Here is a 16,782-nt window from a genome sequence, read left to right on the forward strand (position 1 = left end):
TGCCTCATCGTCTTGTCGCTGCGGAAGAGCTTCGCTACACGAGACACAAGGCACAATCCGGAGCGTTCGCCATGACTGAGGCCCCCTACGACACCAGCAACATCTTCGCCAAGATCCTGCGCGGCGAAATCCCTTCGCACCGCGTCTACGAAGACGACGCCGTCGTCGCCTTCATGGATGTGATGCCGCAAGGACCGGGCCATACGCTGGTTGTGCCAAAGGCCCCGTCGCGCAATCTGCTCGACGCCAATCCGTCGACCTTCGGTCCGCTGTTCGCGGTCGTCCAGAAAGTGGCGCTGGCGGTGAAGAAGGCGCTCGATGCCGACGGCGTCACCATCCTGCAGTTCAACGAGCCGGCCTCCGGCCAGACCGTCTATCACCTGCATGTCCATGTCATCCCGCGCTTCGACGGCATCCCGTTGAAGCCGCACTCGGGCACGATGGAAAAACCCGAAGTGCTGGCCGGGAATGCCGAAAAAATACGCGCGGCGTTGAAAACCTGAGCCGCACCGCGTGTCGCGTCAGGAGAAAGTCTGGTTGGCAGCTTGAGCCAAGCGTTCGATCGCGCCGGGCCGCACGCCGTCATGCAAGCGCTGGCGGATCGCCTCCGCGCACTGTCCTGGGCTGAGGACCGAGGTATCGACCTCAAGATCGTATACGCCCGGCCGGTGCACCGCTTCCTGCCACAGACGCACCGGCAGAGGCACAGGATCGTCTGACGAGCCGGTGACATAGCCCCTGCCCGGCTCGCTGGCGGCCCGCCTTTCCATGATGGTTTCAATCGGACAGCGAACGCCGACAAACAGCACCGGCAGGCCGGCGAGACGGCGCGCGCAATCGGCCAGGCAGCCAAGCGACTTCGAATAGGCGTCGTGATGGCCGACATCCGTCACGACGTTCAGCCCCAGCCGGCTATGCGCCGCGATCGATTCGTAGAGGGCGGCATACAGGCGCGGCACGAAGACTTCGAGGTCGGGGCGTTCGCCCCCGGGGCGCAACCCTATACCCGGGCGAAGTGGCGGCGGTGTGATCCGCTCATAGGTGTCGACGCCCAGGTTCATCCATGCGCCATCGAAACTTTCCTGAATGGCTCGGGCGATGCTCGATTTTCCTGACCGCGGCGCGCCGTTGAGGATGATGACCTGGCCTGGCATAGCCACCCCATTGCTCAAAATGAAAAAGCCCCGTTGCCGGGGCTTTTTCGAGTGCGTGTGGATCAGCCCTTGCGGGGCAGTTGCGGGACCAGGCTGCGCTTGCCGCCATCCTTGCCCTTGGGCTCCGGCTTCTGCGCCACCACCTTCTTGGCGGCCGGTTTCTTGGCCACCGCCTTGGGCGGCTTCGGCGCTTCTTCCGGCTCTTCCTTCTTCGGCTTCACCGGCGCCTCGTCGGCCAGCGATTCGAGTTTCAGGCCGGTCTCGCCGGTTTCCTTCTTCTCGACGGTGACGCGCACCGTGCCGCCCTTCTTGAGCTTGCCGAACAGCACCTCGTCGGCCAGCGGCTTCTTGATGTGCTCCTGGATCACACGGCCGAGCGGCCGCGCGCCCATGCGCTCGTCATAGCCCTTGTCGGCGAGCCAGGCGATCGCATCCGGCGACAGGTCGAAGGTGACGCCGCGCTCGGACAACTGCGCCTCGAGCTGCATGACGAACTTCTGCACCACCTGATGGATGACCGGCACCGGCAGCGAGCCGAACGGGATGATCGCATCGAGACGGTTGCGGAACTCCGGCGTGAACAGCCGGTTGATCGCCTCGACATCATCGCCTTCGCGCTTGGTCGACCCGAAACCGATTGCCGCGCGCTGCGCATCGGATGCGCCCGCATTGGTGGTCATGATCAGGATGACATTGCGGAAGTCGATCTGCTTACCGTTGTGGTCGGTCAGCTTGCCGTGATCCATGACCTGCAACAGGATGTTGAACAGATCCGGATGGGCCTTTTCGACCTCGTCGAGCAGCAGCACGCAGTGCGGATGCTGGTCGACACCGTCGGTCAACAGGCCGCCCTGGTCGAAACCGACATAGCCGGGAGGCGCGCCGATCAGCCGCGAAACGGTGTGGCGTTCCATATATTCCGACATGTCGAAGCGGATCAGCTCGACGCCGAGCGAGGCGGCGAGTTGCTTGGCCACTTCCGTCTTGCCGACGCCGGTCGGGCCCGAGAAAAGATACGAGCCGATCGGCTTTTCCGGTTCGCGCAGGCCGGCACGGGCCAGCTTGATCGCCGAGGTCAGCGCGGTGATGGCGGTGTCCTGGCCATAGACGACGCGCTTCAGCTCGATGTCGAGGCCCTGCAGCACCTTCTCGTCGTCGGCCGAAACCGTCTTCGGCGGAATACGCGCCATGGTGGCGATCGTGGCTTCAATCTCCTTGATGCCGATGGTCTTCTTGCGCTTGGCTTCCGGCACCAGCATCTGCGAGGCGCCGGTCTCGTCGATCACGTCGATCGCCTTGTCCGGCAGCTTGCGGTCGTTGATGTAGCGCGCCGACAGCTCGACCGAGGCCTTGATGGCCTCGCTCGTGTAGCGGACCTTGTGGAACTCCTCGAAATAGGGCTTGAGGCCCTTCATGATCTCGATGGCGTCCTCAATGGTCGGTTCGTTGACGTCGATCTTCTGGAAGCGCCGCACCAGAGCGCGGTCCTTCTCGAAGAACTGCCGGAACTCCTTGTAGGTGGTCGAGCCGATGCAGCGGATGGCACCCGACGACAGAGCTGGCTTCAACAGGTTCGATGCGTCCATGGCGCCGCCCGAGGTGGCACCTGCGCCGATCACCGTATGGATCTCGTCGATGAACAGCACGGCACCCGGATAATCCTCGAGCTCCTTGACGACCTGCTTCAGCCGTTCCTCGAAATCGCCGCGATAGCGCGTGCCGGCCAGCAGCGTGCCCATGTCGAGCGCGAAGATGGTGGCGTTGTGCAGCACTTCGGGAACGTCGCCCTCGACGATGCGCTTGGCCAGACCCTCGGCGATCGCCGTCTTGCCGACGCCGGGGTCGCCGACATAGAGCGGGTTGTTCTTGGAGCGGCGGCACAGCACCTGGATGGTGCGGTTGATTTCGGACTCGCGGCCGATCAGCGGATCGATCTTGCCGGCCTTGGCCTTGTTGTTGAGGTTGACGCAATAAGCCGTCAGCGCGTCCTGCTGCTGCTTCTTCTTGCCGCCTTCCTCTTGCGGCTCGGCGCCGTTCTGGCCGCCCTGTTCGTCATCGGCGCCGCGCGGCGAGCGCGTTTCCGATGCGCCGGGGCGCTTGGCGATGCCGTGCGAGATGTAGTTGACCGCGTCGTAGCGGGTCATCTGCTGTTCCTGCAGGAAATAGGCGGCGTGGCTCTCGCGCTCGGCGAAGATGGCGACGAGGACGTTGGCACCCGACACTTCCTCGCGGCCCGAAGACTGCACATGGATCACCGCGCGCTGGATGACGCGCTGGAAGCCGGCGGTCGGCTTGGAATCCTCGTCGTAGCCGGTGACCAGATTGTCGAGCTCGGTGTCGATATAGGTCAGAACAGTGTGCTTCAGCTCGTCGAGATCGACGTTGCAGGCGCGCATGACGGCGGCGGCCTCGGTGTCGTCGATCAACGCGAGCAGCAGATGTTCAAGGGTTGCGTATTCATGGTGCCGCTCATTGGCGAGCGTCAGCGCCTGGTGAAGCGCCTTTTCCAGGCCTTGGGAGAAAGCCGGCATGTTACCTCACTTCTTCTCCATCACGCATTGCAGCGGATGCTGATTCTGTCGGGCGAAATCCATGACCTGAGACACTTTGGTCTCGGCCACCTCGAATGTATAGACCCCGCACTCGCCCACTCCATGATTGTGAACATGAAGCATGATGCGTGTGGCGGCTTCGCGGTCCTTCTGGAAAAAACGCTCCAGCACGTGAACCACGAACTCCATGGGAGTGTAGTCGTCGTTGAGGATGAGGACCCGGTAAAGGCTGGGCTTCTTGGTCTTGGTTTTGGTGCGCGTGATGACGGCCGTCCCGCGGCCGGCCTCATTGCCGTCGCCGCCGCCGTTTTGCATCCGCGCCACTTGTCTCGTGGCAGTCAAACCGATCGTCACGTAATCCTGCCTCTTTCGAATCCCCATGCGAGTTCGACATGTAGGTGTTCGATGGACGATTTTAAGCCCTTCTGGTTAGCTGACAATATGGCTAGGTGACCAAACTTGGCGGATTTTCGCAATCGTGAAGCGCTGCGCCGCCGCGAACCGGAAATTAGCATGAAAAAACCCGGCCGCGTTTCCGCGACCGGGCTTCTTCCCGGGCCCAAGGGGCCGGATCTGAAACTGTCGGGGCGAAAATTACTTCGCCCGGGCGAAATTACTTCGCCTTGGCAACGATCGATTCGAACGGCTTGTAGGCTTCCTTGGCGAGTTCGGCATAGAGGTCGCCGATCTTGGTGGCCTCGGCGACGAACGCCTCGTAGGACTGCTTGGCGTAGTCGGACTGGATCTCGATGGCCTTGTCCAGCGACTTGGCCGAAAGCAGCTTCTCGACAGCCGCGCTGCCCGCCTCGAAGCTCTTCTTGGTGTATTCACCGGCCTCGGTGGCGATCGCCTGAGCGCCCTTGGAGAGCGAAGCGAAGCTCTTCAAACCGGTGTCTGCGAATTCCTTGCCGTATTTGCTGAAGTCCTCATAGGTCTGGGTCATTTCACGATTCCCTTGACGGTTGAGGCGTCCTTCTTCGGGGCGCCGTTGTGCAATGCACTAGAGTATATTGTGCGTCGCACAAAAGTCAATATTTCGCCGGCATGCGGGCCCCGCCTGCGCAGGCAATGGCTAAAAATCAAATAAAGTGCGTTTCAAGCCCGAAGAAAATGGTGAACGCGGCGGTTACCATAAACGGATTGGTAACGCTGCCTCGCTAGCTTGGCTAGAAGTGAGGCAGGACCCTTTGCCGCCTCCAACGCAACGAAGAATTCAAGGGAAAGATCAGTGCGTCAGGCGTTGTTGGGCATCGTTTCCAAATCCACCTCCCCCCTCAAAGCGATCATGGTCCTCGCCCTGGCGATGACGTTCGTTTGCGCCGACGCTGCCGCCTCGCTGGCGGCGCGGCAGGCGGCCATCGTCGTCGACGCCAAGACGGGCAAGGTGCTGTATTCCGCGGATGCCAATGGCAGGCGCTATCCGGCGTCGCTGACCAAGATGATGACGCTTTACCTGACCTTCGAAGCGATGGCGAAGGGCAGGATCAGCCGGAACACGCCTGTCGTGTTTTCCGCCAAGGCCTCCGGCGAGGCGCCGACGAAACTCGGCGTGAAGCCAGGCGGCTCGGTCACCGTCGAAACCGCCATCCTGTCGATCGTCACCAAGTCCGCGAACGACTCGGCCACTGCGCTCGGCGAGATGCTTGGCGGCGATGAAAGCACCTTTGCCCGCATGATGACCGCCAAGGCGCGGGCTCTCGGCATGAACGGCACCGTCTTCCGCAACGCCAACGGCCTGCCCGATCCCGGCCAGTTCACCACCGCGCGCGACATGGCCACGCTCGGCATCGCGCTCAGGGAGCATTTCCCGCAGTATTACGGCTATTTCTCGCAGCGCTCGTTTCTCTATGGCCGCCAGCGCATCAATGGCCACAACCGTCTGCTCGGGCGCATCAAGGGCGTCGACGGCATCAAGACCGGCTACACCCGCGCCTCCGGCTTCAATCTCGTTTCGTCGGTTTCCGACGGCAACCGCCGCCTTGTCGCCGTTGTCATGGGCGGCACCTCCGGCGGCAGCCGCGACAACCAGATGGCGTCGCTGATAAACACTTACATGCCGAGGGCCTCGACCCGCGGCGGCGGCGACCTGGTCGCCAAGGCCGACGACAGCAACCCGGTCAAGGCGCTTGCCAAGGTTCTGCTGCCCAAGCACGACGCGCCGACCCCGGACGACAAGCCGGTCGCGATGGCCAGCGCCGACGACACATCCGTTGCCGAAGACGCGACCGTTGCGCAGGGTGATGACGAAGAGAGCGCTGAAGCCGAAACACCCAAACTGGTTGTTCCGGCAAAGAAGGTGAAGACGGTCATCGTCGCCGCGCCCAAGGTCGCCACCGCACAGGTCGTGGCCGCCTATGCCGAGCCGGCGCCAGCTGCCGCGCCGACGCCGGCTGTCGATCCGGTCAAAACCGCTTCGGTGCCGTCGGGCTGGGCTATCCAGGTCGCCTCGTCGCCAAAACAGTCGGAAGCCCAGGCTGTCCTCGACAAGACCACCAAGCAGGCACCGAAGGTCCTGGCGGATGCCGCCGGCTTCACCGTCGCCTTCGACAAGGACGGCGTCACCTACTACCGCGCCCGTTTCGGCGGCTTTGGTTCGAAGGACGCCGCCTGGAAGGCTTGCACGGCTTTGAAGAAGAAGAAAATCGAGTGCTACGCCGTCCAGCAATAGGACGGCGTGGAAGCAATCTCCCGGAAATTTTTTGCGTCGAAGGAGACTTAGTTGTGATTGGAGAGCAAGACGTCCTTGGCTTCGTTGATTCGCGCCGCCAGGAAAGACGTGCCGCCGATATCGGGGTGCAGGCGCTGCATCAGGCGGCGGTGCGCCTTGCGGACATCCGCCGCGGCGGCCCCCGCTTCAAGACCAAGGACCTTGTAGGCCTCCTCCTTAGTCATGGCGCCCGGACCTGGCGCAACACCCAGCCCTTCGCCACCGTTCGTCTCAGTGTTTTTGCGCCAGACGGGAAATCTGCCGTCAAGATACGTCTCTAGCAACTGGCGGCTCTCCGCGTCGGCGGAGAGTTCGCGGTAGAGATGCTGCAGCTCCGCAAGGCCCATCGCGCCGAGCATCTTGCCATCATGGCGGCCGGCCAAGACCAGCCCTTCGAGGCCGCCGGTATTGTGATCCAGCTCCATTTCGAGCGCTGCCGTCCGCACCGTCGAGCGTTTTCCCGGCGCCGGCTTCACATCGGGCCGGTTGGCCCGCGTGGCGGCATACCAGCCGATCGCCACGAACAGCATGACGCCGCCGATTCCGCTTCGGCCGACCAGAAGCACTGCGGCGCCCACCAGCGCCAGCAGGATCGGTCCCAGTGTTCTCATGCCGCTCGCCAGCCGCGCCGGATCGGCGCGCAGGAAGGCCGAGGCCACGCCGAGCAGCACAAGCAGCAATGCGACCAGACCGATAATTGCGCCTAACATTTCCCACCGCCCCGCGGATACCCTGTCAGCCTGGACAGCCGCGTGATGTGATCCAACACTTTTTCTGCGCCGGAATGATGGCCTTCGCCTGGACGGGAAGAGGACCGCCACGCGGGATGGCCTTCCAAACCTGTGGCTCTTGCCGGCTTCGACAGCTTTTCAGTGCGCATGGATTTCAAGATGTGGCGTTGTCGCGCCGCTTGCAAGTCCAGTGCGTAGCAAGATGGAGGGCCAGAAAAATCCCGCGCCAGAACGGGCAACGCTTTCCGCGCGATGGGCCTACAGCAAGCCGAGATCGGCAAGCTCGCGCCGCAGTTTCGGCGGCATCTCGACCAGCCCGGCCTTGCCCTTGCCGATATCGGCCGGCGCATCGGACGGCTTTAGATAGCGCCAGCCCTGGAAAGCCCGGCGCGGCTGCCAGTCGGTCCGCACGACTTGCGGGTCGAGCACCAAATGACAGCGGCCAATGCCCTCATCGTCGGTGAAGGGCCGGATCTCGGTGATCAACTGGCGGCATTGTACGCTGCCCTTGATCACCCAATAGAGCGAACCGCCATCGGTGATCTCGGCGCCGCGCGTCGGCACCATGCGCGTGGTGTGCCAGTGTTCGGCCGGCTCGCCAGCCCGGCGCCGTTCGTCGAGACGGAACTCGATCCATTCCTCGAGATCCTCGACGCTGTCGCAGCCGACGCACAGTTTTAGGAGATTGAGAGCCATGGCAGCAATCTAGCGGCTGCAAGCCAAGCCTTCAACGCTTCGGAAGGTTTTGCACAGGCAGAGCCGATCAGCTTAAGAGGCCTGCGCAGCCGTTTTGATGGCTTCCGCAACCCACTCGTTGAGGCTCTTGTTCTCAGCCGCCGCCGCTGTCGCAGCCGCTTCATGCACACTCGGTTCAAGCCGCAGATTGAAGCGACCGGAGAATTCACGGAAAGGCTCGATGTTCCTCTCCCGGCACATGGCAAGGAAAACCGCGAGGGATTTCGCACCCTCCACATGGAGTTGCTCAACGTCCTTCGCGTAGAAATCTGCGCCCCCGGCCAACCCCAGAAATTCGCCCCTCAGCATTTCGATCTCCGGATCGAAAGACACCAGCGCCTTGTGACCGTCGATCTCGATGATATTCTTCATGGTCTCACTCCATGGCTTTCCAGCCATTTCCTGATGCTCGACACCGCACCTTTATCCGTGTCCGGCGTCGGATGTGGTCTATGAAAGACACGAACCTCCCCGAACAGGAAGACACCGACGCGTGATCCTTCGCGCTCGCTTACCTCGGCGCCCAAGGCCACAAACAAAGCTTCAATTTCCGACCATCGGATTGTGCCGCTTACGGGGCGCGCAAAAAACTGTAGCAGCGTTGCCTGATGCTTCCGCTTCATGCCAATTTAGTACCATAAAATGGTATCAACGCACAAGAATTCAATGGAAAAATGACTGAGCTCAGCACTCCACGACATTGACGGCGAGCCCGCCAAGGCTGGTTTCCTTGTATTTCTCGTTCATGTCGAGGCCGGTCTGGCGCATGGTCTCGATCGCCGCATCGAGCGGCACGAAGTGGACGCCGTCGCCTTTGATGGCCAGTGATGCGGCCGTCACCGCTTTGACCGCGCCGAGTGCGTTGCGCTCGATGCACGGCACTTGCACCAGCCCGCCTACGGGATCGCAGGTCATGCCGAGATGGTGTTCGAGCGCGATTTCGGCGGCATTCTCAACCTGTTCGGGCGTGCCGCCCATGACGGCGCAAAGGCCGGCCGCGGCCATGGCCGAGGCGGATCCCACCTCGCCCTGGCAGCCGACTTCGGCGCCCGAGATCGACGCATTGGTCTTGATGATGCCGCCGACAGCAGCGGCCGTCAGCAGAAAATCGCGGATGCTCGGCTGGTCGGCCTCGGGGTGGAAATGCAGCCAGTAGCGCAGCACCGCCGGCAGCGTGCCGGCCGCCCCGTTGGTCGGCGCGGTGACGACGCGCCCACCGGCGGCATTCTCCTCGTTGACCGCCATCGCGTAGATCGACAGCCAGTCATTTGCGAGCAGCGGGTTTGGCCGATTCTGCTGCCACTGTTCCTGCAGCTTGTCGTGCAGCTGCCGGGCACGGCGCCGCACCTTCAGCCCGCCCGGCATGATGCCGTCCTGCGACAGGCCACGGTCGATGCAGCTCTTCATCGCCCCCCAGATGGCGTCGAGACCGGTGTCGAGCTCCTCACGCGACATCTGCGTTTCCTCGTTGACGCGCTTCATCTCGGCAATGGAAAGCCCACTCTTGCCTGCCATCTTCAGCATCTCGACGGCATTCTTGAAGGGATAAGGCACTTTCTTGCCTTCTGTCGTCACCGAGCCCTTGGCCTTCATCCGCTGGAGCTCTTCCTCCGAGACCACGAAGCCGCCGCCGATCGAATAGTAGATGCGCTTGAGCAGCAGACGGCCGCCGGCATCGTAGGCATGGAACGCCATGCCGTTGGCGTGCCCGGTGAGCGGCGTCTTGCGGTCGAGCACCAGATCCGTGGCCGGGTCGAATTGGTAGGACGGGTGACCGGGCGGTGAAATCAGCCTGTCGGCGGTGATGCGGCTGATGATGCCGTCGGCCTGATCGGGATCGACCGTTTGCGGCGTCTGGCCGGCAAGGCCGAGGATGACGGCGCGGTCGCTGCCATGGCCGATGCCGGTATAGGCGAGCGAGCCATGCAGGCTGGCGCCGATGCGGGCAACCTTGGCCCCGGTGGGCCGCGGCCAGTCGTCGCCCGCGACCTCGTCGAGAAACCGCCGCGCGGCCGTCATCGGCCCCATCGTGTGCGAGCTCGAAGGGCCGATGCCGATCTTGAACAGGTCGAAAACCGAAAGGAACACGCTGTCTCCTGGAGTCACGTCGAGGATTACATATAGGAATTCCCCGGATGTTTCCGCTCTTTTGAGGATCGCGGCGCAGCACCTGCCGACCTTGTTTGCCCAGGCAGCGACATTGTTGTCGTGAGCCCGCATCGAAGCGATTGCGCTGGATGTGATAAATTCAGCCCATGGGCGATTCCTTCTATCTTTCGATGGCTGATTTCGGGGCGCTGGCCTTCTTCCTGATCGCGTGGCTGCTGCATACGCTCGCCTCCGACGGCAAGCTGGTCAGCCGCATGTCGCTCACGACGGCGATGAATGCGCAGCGCGAAGCCTGGATGCGCACCATGGCCGAGCGCGAAATCCGCATCGTCGACACCGCCATCATGAGCGGCCTGCAACAAGGAACCGCCTTCTTTGCCTCGAGCTCGCTGATCGCGCTCGGCGGCTGCTTTGCACTGCTCGGCGCGTCCGACCGGGTGCTCGAAGTGCTGAGCAACCTGCCGCTCGGCGGAGCACCGTCGCGCCCGGCCTTTCAGATCAAGGTGCTGGGGCTGGTGCTGATCCTGGCCTTTTCCTTCTTCAAATTCGGCTGGGCCTACCGGCTGTTCAACTATTGCTCGATCCTGATCGGCGCGGTGCCGATCCCGCATGGCGAAGCCTCGAGAAATCCGGTCACGGAAACCGCCGTCTGGCGCGCGGCGCAGATGAACATGCTGGCCGGCAAGCATTTCAACTCCGGCCTGCGCGGCGTGTTCTTTTCGATCGGCTATCTCGGCTGGTTCGTCGACCCCGTGGTGTTCGTGCTCTCGACGCTTCTGCTGCTGGCCGTGCTGGTGCGGCGCCAGTTCTTCTCGGCGGCGCGACGCGCCGTCATCGGTCAGCCGCCAGGCGCCGGAAACGGCTGATCAATGCGTCCGGAAAGCCAATAGGCGAAAAGCCCGATCCATTCGCGGAGCGCGATGGTGGTGTTCTGCACGGAATCGATCGCATTGTCGCGAAACAGTCCGACACCCTCCTTGCCGGAGGTGTGATAGTCCACAGGCCATGGAACGGTCGGAAAACCAGCCTTGTCGAACAGCGCCTTGGCGCGGGGCATGTGGAAGGCGGAGGTCACCAGCAACCAGGTCTCGCCCGGCTTCGGCTCGACAAGTTTGCGGCTGAAGACGGCATTTTCATAGGTGTTGCGGGACTTGTCCTCGAGGACAAGGCGATCGGCCGATACACCCAGCGGAACGAGCAGGCGGGACGCGGTATCGGCGTCTCCCTCGCCGTCGATGAAAAACGAGCCGTTCCCGCCGGATACAACAACCTTGGCCTGCGGGAAGCGCCGGGCGAGGATTGCGGTCTCGACCATGCGGTCGCCGCTGCTGCTCAATTCATAGCCGCCACGCGCAAAGTTGATGGCGCCCTCGAAGCCGCCGCCGAGCACGACGATGCCGTCGACCTTTTGCGGCAGCGGCGGCCGTGGAAAGCGCTGTTCCAGCGGGTTGAGCATCATCGCGCCAAGCGACGTCCAGGTCGAAAGCGCCAGAATCAGGAACGCCAGCACACGGCCGGTGACGGCCAGCCGCCGCCGGCCGATCATCCCGGCGACCAGCCCCGCCAGGAGCAGGAAGATCGTCAGGTTGAGCGGCTGGATGAAGAACCAGAATATCTTGGAAAGAAGGTAGAACATCGCTCACCCCTTCAGATGATCGATACCCTTACCACCACTTCTCAGGCTGAAATGTGCCGGCCGCCTGCTCGATTATGGCGGCGGTCTGGAACAGCGTTTCTTCCTCGAACGGCCGGCCGATGAGTTGCAGGCCGAGCGGCAGACCCTTGGGGTCGAGCCCGGCGGGCACGGCGATGCCCGGCAGGCCGGCCATGTTCACGGTGACCGTGAAAATGTCGTTGAGGTACATCTTCACCGGATCGGCGGCCATGTCCTCGTCGGCGATGCCGAAGGCGGCGGACGGCGTGGCCGGGGTCAGGATGACGTCGACGCCGGCGGCAAAGACATTCTCGAAGTCGCGCTTGATCAGATTGCGCACCTTCTGCGCCTGCAGATAATAGGCGTCGTAATAGCCAGCCGACAGCACATAGGTGCCGATCATGATGCGGCGCTTGACCTCGCGGCCGAAACCGGCGGCGCGGGTCTTCTCATACATCTCGACGATGTCCTTGCCCGGCACGCGCAGGCCGTAGCGGACGCCGTCATAGCGCGCCAGGTTGGACGAAGCCTCGGCGGGCGCCACGATGTAGTAGGCCGGCAGCGCGTACTTCGTATGCGGCAGGGAAATGTCGACGATCTCGGCGCCGGCATCCCTGAGCCAGGCAATGCCCTTCTGCCACAGCGCCTCGATCTCCGCCGGCATGCCGTCGACGCGGTATTCCTTGGGAATGCCGACCTTCATGCCCTTGATCGGCTTGCCGATCGCCGCCTCATAGTCCGGCACCGGCCGGTCGACGGAAGTGGTGTCCTTCGGATCGACCGAGGCCATCGACTTCAGAAGGATCGCGGCGTCGCGCACGTCGCGCGCAAGCGGACCGGCCTGGTCGAGCGACGAGGCGAAGGCGACGATGCCCCAGCGCGAGCAACGGCCATAGGTCGGCTTGATGCCGACCGTGCCGGTGAAAGCGGCCGGCTGGCGGATCGAGCCGCCGGTGTCGGTGGCTGTCGCGCCGGCGCACAAGAAGGCCGAAACGGCAGTTGCCGAGCCGCCGGAAGAACCGCCCGGCACCAATTGCGCATTGTCCAGGCTGCGCTGGGTTTTCGTGCCGCCGGCCGACACGAAGCCGCCGTCGCCCTGATGCGTCGTCGGCATCACCACCGTGTCGATACGCGAACGGCGCCACGGGTTGATGACCGGGCCGTAATAGGACGTCTCGTTGGAGGAGCCCATGGCGAACTCATCCATGTTGAGCTTGCCCAGCATGACGGCGCCATCCGCCCACAAATTGGCGGTGACGGTCGATTCGTAGCGTGGCTTGAAGCCGTCGAGCACGTGGCTGCAGGCCTGGGTATGGACGCCTTCGGTGCCGAACAGGTCCTTGATCCCCAGCGGAATACCTTCCAGCGCACCGCCCTCGCCCTTGACCAGCCTGGCGTCGGACGCTTTGGCCATGTCGCGTGCCTTGTCGCCAGTCACCGCGACATAGGCATTGAGCGCCGGATTGGCGCGATCGATCGCCGAGAGATAAGCCTCGGTGATCTCGGTCGCGGTGATCTCCTTGCCGCGCAGCTTGGCGCGGGCCTGCGAAATCGTCAGTCTGGTCAGGTCGCTCATCAAAGGCTCTTTTCGTAAAACACCGACCACTTGGAATCGGGATAATCCAGCACCGGGCCACAGCGCGAAAACCCGGCACGTTCGTAGACGGTCCAGGCGGCGGGATGGCGGTCGCCCGTCTCCAGCACCAGCCGCTTCAGCCCTTCCTGCCTCGCCAGCGCCTCGACGCGCTCCACAATCCTCGCGCCGATTTTCTGGCCGCGATGCGAAGGCCGCGTATACATGCGCTTGACCTCGCCGATAGCGTCGCCATGGCGCTTCAGCGCGCCACAACCGATGGCCATGCCGTTGTCGCGGGCGATGAAAACGGTCGTGTCCTGGCCGGCCATCTGCTCGACAGTCAGATGATAGCAGTGCTCCGGCGGCGTCAATTCGAGCAAGGTCTCGTTGAGCTCCGCGACCAGGCCGCGCACATCATCCTGCAACGGCGTCTCGATGGCGATCTCGATTGCCATCGGCGCCCTACTCCACGACCTTCGGCACGAGGAAGAAATTCTCTTCGGTCGCCGGCGCATTGGCGACGATGTCGGCCGCCTTATTGCCGTCGGTGACGACATCCCTGCGCTTCTTCATCTCCATCGGCGTCACCGAGGTCATCGGCTCGACGCCGGAGACATCGACCTCGTTCAATTGCTCGACGAAGCCCAGTATGGCGTTCAGTTCGCCGGTCATGCGTTCAGCATCTTCCGCGCTCACCGCGATGCGGGCGAGACGCGCGACGCGCTTCACAGTCTGAAGATCAACGGACATGGATTTTGCCTCGGGAAAACCTGTCCGGGCTATAGCGGCGCCGCGCGTGCAGCGCAACAGGCATCGAAGTAGGCTGCCGCGCTGACCTTGGGGCGGCGAAGCGGGTTTGGCAACTCGAACAATCGCCTCTTCGACCTGACGCTTTGCACGATCGTCATGGCAGGGCAACGCCGTCGCACAGATAATAGCTGCCGCTGTTGCCGCTCGCCTCGCTTTCGTCGTCGATCGGCCGGACCGAGACGAGATCGAGCTGCGTCGGGCTGATCCGCGTCACCGACAGAACATCGGGAAAGACGTAGCCCGGCTCCTGGCAGATGGCCGTCACCGCCCAGCTTGGCGAAGCCGTCGCCTTGCTGATCTGCACGAACTCACAATTGTATTCGACGCCTTGCAGCCCATGCGCCGACAACACGATGTTGCCGGCGTCAATCAGCGTCTGCAGCGTATCCTTTTTGGCCTGCGCACAAAGCTCCTCGGATTGAAGGTAGACGCCTTCAATAAAATCATCCGCGGCGAGCGCGGGCGACGCCGCGACAAACATCGACACGCAAAGAGATCGCCCCAACGCCATGGATTTGTTCCGCTTTGGCTGTTTCTAGATCGTAATCGTTTCACCGATTTTCGGCAACGCGACCTTCACACCGGACCCTTCCAGGCCGGCCTCGAATTTCTCAGGCGTCGGATCGATCATCGGAAACGTGCCGAAGTGGCAAGGGACGACGGTGTCGAACTTGAAGAAGCGCCGGCAGGCAAGTGCGGCCACCGCGCCGCCCATGGTGAAGCGGTCGCCGATCGGCACGATGCCGATCTTCGGCTCATGCAATTCGTTGATCAGCGCCATGTCGGAAAAGATGTCGGTATCGCCCATGTGGTAGAGTGTCGGGTCTTCCGGGAAATGCAGCACCAGCCCGCCGGGATTGCCGAGATAGACGTTCTTGCCGCCGTCTTCGCCAAACGAGGAGGAGTGCAGCGCCTGGACGAACGTGGTGGTGAAGCCGCCGCAATCGACAGTGCCGCCGATGTTGCCGGGATTGATCTTGCTGCCGTCGGCGCCCTTGCCGACCAGATACATGCAGATCTCGAAATTGGCGACCAGCTGGGCGCCGCTTTTGCCAAGCACTTCCAGCGCGCCGCTGATGTGGTCGTTGTGTCCGTGCGTCAGCAGCACATGCGTTATCCCTTCGGCCGGCCCTTCCCAGCCGCCCGTCCAGGACGGATTGCCGATCAGATAGGGGTCGATGAGAATCTTGGCGTCGCCGGTTTCGATACGGAAGGCCGAATGGCCATACCAGGTCAGTTTCATGAAATGCATTCCTCGATTTTTGTCAGGTCAAAGGATAGAACGCCGATGACCCCGAGATCAAAGGGTATAGTGTCCGCCGCGCATCCGGAAGGACGCGCGCCGCTGAAAAAGACGAGGGAAAACCGTTGGCTGTCATCACGATTGAGCAATTGCCGGCACGGCTCACTGGTGGCAGGACGCTGGCGGGGCTCGATCTTGGCGACAAGACGATCGGCGTCGCGGTTTCCGACCGGGGATTCTCCTTCGCCCATCCGCGCCCGGTCATCATGCGAAAGAAATTTTCGCTCGATGCCGCCGTGCTTCTGGCCTTGCTGAAGAAGGAGAATGTCGGCGCGGTGGCGATCGGGCTGCCGATCAACATGGATGGGTCCGAAGGTCCGCGCGCGCAGAAATCGCGCGCCTTCGTGCGCAACATGGCGCAGCTGAGCGACCTGCCCTTCGTGTTCTGGGACGAACGGCTGTCGACGGTGGCGGCCGAAAGGACGCTGATCGAAATGGATTTCTCGCGCGCCAAACGCGCCGGCAAGATCGATTCGGCGGCCGCGGCCTTTATTCTGCAGGGAGTCTTGGACCGGCTTCAGTCGCTCGATTCAAGCGATCGAACGGAATTGGGCGGTCGTGCGGAACCGGACCCGACCGACGCCGCCTGACCCAGTCAAGAATTTCGCGGCGGCGGCGAAACGCCCATATCGCCATCAGCAGAAACCCGTCGAAGATACAGGCCTTTGCCACCATCCCCGGGATGATGGCCGGATCGATGCCGAGCATCTGGCCATAAAGCTGGAACACGAAATCGTGCAGTTGCCGGGTCAGCATGACATAGCCGAAGTTCATGTCGTTGAGGGAGAGGTAGAACCAGCCCCAGAACAGCGCCATCGGGGCCGCCCACAATGCGAAGATATAGCGCATCAGCGGCCTCCCTTCCCGTTCGGTCCGGTCCGGCCCGATATCAGCGAGAGCAGCGAATTGTGGGCAGCGGCCTTCGCCATGCTGTGCGCCGTGGCGCGAAAATCGGCGTCATCCGACGCGGTCGCGGAGCGCCGCTCGGCGAGCATGGCGACATAGGAGGCCAGAAGCGCCGCCAATTGCACGGCCACCACCATGAAAAGTCCGTTGATGCCTTGGGCCGCGCCGCCGATCAGGATCATCGACAGCACGCCGGACGCGGAAATGAAGGCGATGCGAACGACGCTGTCGGCGCCCGGGCTGGCCGCATCGTTGATCAAGGAATCGACAAAAGCCCAGAAGAACAGCACCGACACCACCAGCAAGGCGATCGCCAGCGGCGCGACCACGACGACGTTCTGCAGGTCGATGAACCGGGCGCTCTCGACGGTGACACCGAGCACACCGAGGGCTGCCGCCACACCGCGGTCTCCATCGATGCAGATCAGCGCCAGCAGGGCGAAGACAATCGCCCAGTGCACAGACAGAAAAGAGGTCAGTACGTGTCGCATCGTGGTTCCTGCTTCGGCAGGAATGACAGTGGGCTTTGCCGCCCGCCGCCGCAA

The 16,782-nt window shown here is 62.8% G+C and carries 21 protein-coding genes; 4 read left to right on the forward strand and 17 right to left on the reverse strand.

The window, feature by feature from the left end:
* Positions 1-71: 71 nt before the first annotated feature.
* The gene (locus AC1DPX_RS17415) at positions 72-503 is read left to right on the forward strand and encodes an HIT family protein (protein ID WP_477238387.1); all 432 of its coding nucleotides are present in this window, start codon (positions 72-74) and stop codon (positions 501-503) included.
* Between the two features lie 18 nt (positions 504-521).
* On the opposite strand, the gene AC1DPX_RS17420 is transcribed toward AC1DPX_RS17415, so the two are convergent.
* From AC1DPX_RS17420 to AC1DPX_RS17435, 4 genes are all read right to left on the reverse strand, one after another.
* Entirely contained in the window at positions 522-1,154 is a 633-nt protein-coding gene (locus tag AC1DPX_RS17420; protein ID WP_477238389.1) for a chloramphenicol phosphotransferase CPT family protein, read from the reverse strand.
* A gap of 62 nt (positions 1,155-1,216) precedes the next feature.
* Entirely contained in the window at positions 1,217-3,685 is a 2,469-nt protein-coding gene (clpA, locus tag AC1DPX_RS17425; protein ID WP_202354331.1) for an ATP-dependent Clp protease ATP-binding subunit ClpA, read from the reverse strand.
* 6 nt (positions 3,686-3,691) lie between these two features.
* The gene (clpS, locus tag AC1DPX_RS17430; RefSeq protein ID WP_010909565.1) at positions 3,692-4,021 is read right to left on the reverse strand and encodes an ATP-dependent Clp protease adapter ClpS; all 330 of its coding nucleotides are present in this window, start codon (positions 4,019-4,021) and stop codon (positions 3,692-3,694) included.
* Positions 4,022-4,319: 298 nt separating this feature from the next.
* Entirely contained in the window at positions 4,320-4,649 is a 330-nt protein-coding gene (locus AC1DPX_RS17435; protein WP_202354330.1) for a phasin family protein, read from the reverse strand.
* Between the two features lie 285 nt (positions 4,650-4,934).
* Between AC1DPX_RS17435 and AC1DPX_RS17440 the strand changes: the two genes are divergently transcribed.
* Positions 4,935-6,374: an SPOR domain-containing protein gene (locus AC1DPX_RS17440; protein ID WP_477238391.1), complete on the forward strand. Its 1,440-nt coding sequence runs from the start codon at positions 4,935-4,937 to the stop codon at positions 6,372-6,374.
* A 47-nt stretch (positions 6,375-6,421) separates the two neighbouring features.
* Here the strand turns inward: AC1DPX_RS17440 and AC1DPX_RS17445 are convergent, their stop codons facing one another.
* The 5 genes from AC1DPX_RS17445 to AC1DPX_RS17465 all read right to left on the reverse strand — a co-directional run bounded on the left by AC1DPX_RS17445 (position 6,422) and on the right by AC1DPX_RS17465 (position 9,967).
* The gene (locus tag AC1DPX_RS17445) at positions 6,422-7,123 is read right to left on the reverse strand and encodes a DnaJ domain-containing protein (RefSeq protein ID WP_202354328.1); all 702 of its coding nucleotides are present in this window, start codon (positions 7,121-7,123) and stop codon (positions 6,422-6,424) included.
* 279 nt (positions 7,124-7,402) lie between these two features.
* Positions 7,403-7,840, reverse strand: coding sequence for a DUF1489 family protein (locus AC1DPX_RS17450; protein ID WP_477238393.1), 438 nt, complete (start codon positions 7,838-7,840; stop codon positions 7,403-7,405).
* A gap of 72 nt (positions 7,841-7,912) precedes the next feature.
* Positions 7,913-8,251 carry a type II toxin-antitoxin system HicB family antitoxin gene (locus AC1DPX_RS17455; protein ID WP_477238395.1) on the reverse strand — a complete coding sequence of 113 codons (339 nt, stop codon included), beginning with the start codon at positions 8,249-8,251 and terminating at the stop codon, positions 7,913-7,915.
* Positions 8,248-8,502: a type II toxin-antitoxin system HicA family toxin gene (locus AC1DPX_RS17460; RefSeq protein ID WP_477238397.1), complete on the reverse strand. Its 255-nt coding sequence runs from the start codon at positions 8,500-8,502 to the stop codon at positions 8,248-8,250. The genes AC1DPX_RS17455 and AC1DPX_RS17460 overlap by 4 nt, the downstream gene beginning before the upstream one ends.
* Positions 8,503-8,563: 61 nt before the next feature.
* On the reverse strand, positions 8,564-9,967 hold the full coding sequence (locus AC1DPX_RS17465; protein WP_477238399.1) for an L-serine ammonia-lyase: 1,404 nt from the start codon (positions 9,965-9,967) through the stop codon (positions 8,564-8,566).
* Positions 9,968-10,134: 167 nt separating this feature from the next.
* On the opposite strand from AC1DPX_RS17465, the gene AC1DPX_RS17470 reads away from it, so the two are divergent.
* Complete coding sequence (locus tag AC1DPX_RS17470) at positions 10,135-10,854, forward strand: DUF599 domain-containing protein (RefSeq protein WP_140773509.1); 720 nt, start codon at positions 10,135-10,137, stop codon at positions 10,852-10,854.
* On the opposite strand, the gene AC1DPX_RS17475 is transcribed toward AC1DPX_RS17470, so the two are convergent.
* The 6 genes from AC1DPX_RS17475 to AC1DPX_RS17500 all read right to left on the reverse strand — a co-directional run bounded on the left by AC1DPX_RS17475 (position 10,827) and on the right by AC1DPX_RS17500 (position 15,271).
* On the reverse strand, positions 10,827-11,624 hold the full coding sequence (locus AC1DPX_RS17475) for a YdcF family protein (protein ID WP_477238400.1): 798 nt from the start codon (positions 11,622-11,624) through the stop codon (positions 10,827-10,829). The genes AC1DPX_RS17470 and AC1DPX_RS17475 overlap by 28 nt on opposite strands.
* A 28-nt stretch (positions 11,625-11,652) precedes the next feature.
* Positions 11,653-13,218 (reverse strand): amidase, encoded by a 1,566-nt coding sequence (locus AC1DPX_RS17480; protein WP_477238402.1) that lies wholly within the window; start codon positions 13,216-13,218, stop codon positions 11,653-11,655.
* The gene (locus tag AC1DPX_RS17485; RefSeq protein WP_202354323.1) at positions 13,218-13,673 is read right to left on the reverse strand and encodes a GNAT family N-acetyltransferase; all 456 of its coding nucleotides are present in this window, start codon (positions 13,671-13,673) and stop codon (positions 13,218-13,220) included. The genes AC1DPX_RS17480 and AC1DPX_RS17485 overlap by 1 nt, the downstream gene beginning before the upstream one ends.
* Before the next feature lie 7 nt (positions 13,674-13,680).
* A complete protein-coding gene (gatC, locus tag AC1DPX_RS17490; RefSeq protein ID WP_477238404.1) occupies positions 13,681-13,968 on the reverse strand; it encodes an Asp-tRNA(Asn)/Glu-tRNA(Gln) amidotransferase subunit GatC in 288 nt (95 codons plus the stop codon).
* Positions 13,969-14,122: 154 nt separating this feature from the next.
* The gene (locus tag AC1DPX_RS17495) at positions 14,123-14,539 is read right to left on the reverse strand and encodes a hypothetical protein (protein ID WP_202354321.1); all 417 of its coding nucleotides are present in this window, start codon (positions 14,537-14,539) and stop codon (positions 14,123-14,125) included.
* 24 nt (positions 14,540-14,563) lie between these two features.
* On the reverse strand, positions 14,564-15,271 hold the full coding sequence (locus AC1DPX_RS17500; RefSeq protein ID WP_284269011.1) for a metal-dependent hydrolase: 708 nt from the start codon (positions 15,269-15,271) through the stop codon (positions 14,564-14,566).
* A gap of 125 nt (positions 15,272-15,396) precedes the next feature.
* On the opposite strand from AC1DPX_RS17500, the gene ruvX reads away from it, so the two are divergent.
* Positions 15,397-15,921 (forward strand): Holliday junction resolvase RuvX, encoded by a 525-nt coding sequence (ruvX, locus tag AC1DPX_RS17505; RefSeq protein WP_477238406.1) that lies wholly within the window; start codon positions 15,397-15,399, stop codon positions 15,919-15,921.
* On the opposite strand, the gene AC1DPX_RS17510 is transcribed toward ruvX, so the two are convergent.
* Positions 15,821-16,180: a DUF6105 family protein gene (locus AC1DPX_RS17510; RefSeq protein ID WP_477238408.1), complete on the reverse strand. Its 360-nt coding sequence runs from the start codon at positions 16,178-16,180 to the stop codon at positions 15,821-15,823. The two genes, ruvX and AC1DPX_RS17510, sit on opposite strands and share 101 nt — an antisense overlap.
* Positions 16,180-16,728 carry a hypothetical protein gene (locus AC1DPX_RS17515; RefSeq protein ID WP_477238410.1) on the reverse strand — a complete coding sequence of 183 codons (549 nt, stop codon included), beginning with the start codon at positions 16,726-16,728 and terminating at the stop codon, positions 16,180-16,182. The genes AC1DPX_RS17510 and AC1DPX_RS17515 overlap by 1 nt, the downstream gene beginning before the upstream one ends.
* Between the last annotated feature and the right edge of the window lie 54 nt (positions 16,729-16,782).

Source organism: Mesorhizobium sp. 01N446, assembly GCF_056399285.1.

Bases quoted from the DNA above. Each gene is read 5' to 3' on its own strand.
- AC1DPX_RS17415 (WP_477238387.1), top strand. From the start codon at position 72: ATGACTGAGGCCCCCTACGACACCAGCAACATCTTCGCCAAGATCCTG.
- AC1DPX_RS17475 (WP_477238400.1), bottom strand. From the start codon at position 11,624: ATGTTCTACCTTCTTTCCAAGATATTCTGGTTCTTCATCCAGCCGCTC.
- AC1DPX_RS17480 (WP_477238402.1), bottom strand. From the start codon at position 13,218: ATGAGCGACCTGACCAGACTGACGATTTCGCAGGCCCGCGCCAAGCTG.
- clpA (WP_202354331.1), bottom strand. From the start codon at position 3,685: ATGCCGGCTTTCTCCCAAGGCCTGGAAAAGGCGCTTCACCAGGCGCTG.
- AC1DPX_RS17435 (WP_202354330.1), bottom strand. From the start codon at position 4,649: ATGACCCAGACCTATGAGGACTTCAGCAAATACGGCAAGGAATTCGCA.
- AC1DPX_RS17470 (WP_140773509.1), top strand. From the start codon at position 10,135: ATGGGCGATTCCTTCTATCTTTCGATGGCTGATTTCGGGGCGCTGGCC.
- AC1DPX_RS17445 (WP_202354328.1), bottom strand. From the start codon at position 7,123: ATGTTAGGCGCAATTATCGGTCTGGTCGCATTGCTGCTTGTGCTGCTC.
- gatC (WP_477238404.1), bottom strand. From the start codon at position 13,968: ATGTCCGTTGATCTTCAGACTGTGAAGCGCGTCGCGCGTCTCGCCCGC.
- AC1DPX_RS17515 (WP_477238410.1), bottom strand. From the start codon at position 16,728: ATGCGACACGTACTGACCTCTTTTCTGTCTGTGCACTGGGCGATTGTC.
- AC1DPX_RS17450 (WP_477238393.1), bottom strand. From the start codon at position 7,840: ATGGCTCTCAATCTCCTAAAACTGTGCGTCGGCTGCGACAGCGTCGAG.
- AC1DPX_RS17495 (WP_202354321.1), bottom strand. From the start codon at position 14,539: ATGGCGTTGGGGCGATCTCTTTGCGTGTCGATGTTTGTCGCGGCGTCG.
- AC1DPX_RS17510 (WP_477238408.1), bottom strand. From the start codon at position 16,180: ATGCGCTATATCTTCGCATTGTGGGCGGCCCCGATGGCGCTGTTCTGG.
- AC1DPX_RS17455 (WP_477238395.1), bottom strand. From the start codon at position 8,251: ATGAAGAATATCATCGAGATCGACGGTCACAAGGCGCTGGTGTCTTTC.
- AC1DPX_RS17500 (WP_284269011.1), bottom strand. From the start codon at position 15,271: ATGAAACTGACCTGGTATGGCCATTCGGCCTTCCGTATCGAAACCGGC.
- AC1DPX_RS17460 (WP_477238397.1), bottom strand. From the start codon at position 8,502: ATGAAGCGGAAGCATCAGGCAACGCTGCTACAGTTTTTTGCGCGCCCC.
- clpS (WP_010909565.1), bottom strand. From the start codon at position 4,021: ATGCAAAACGGCGGCGGCGACGGCAATGAGGCCGGCCGCGGGACGGCC.
- AC1DPX_RS17485 (WP_202354323.1), bottom strand. From the start codon at position 13,673: ATGGCAATCGAGATCGCCATCGAGACGCCGTTGCAGGATGATGTGCGC.
- AC1DPX_RS17420 (WP_477238389.1), bottom strand. From the start codon at position 1,154: ATGCCAGGCCAGGTCATCATCCTCAACGGCGCGCCGCGGTCAGGAAAA.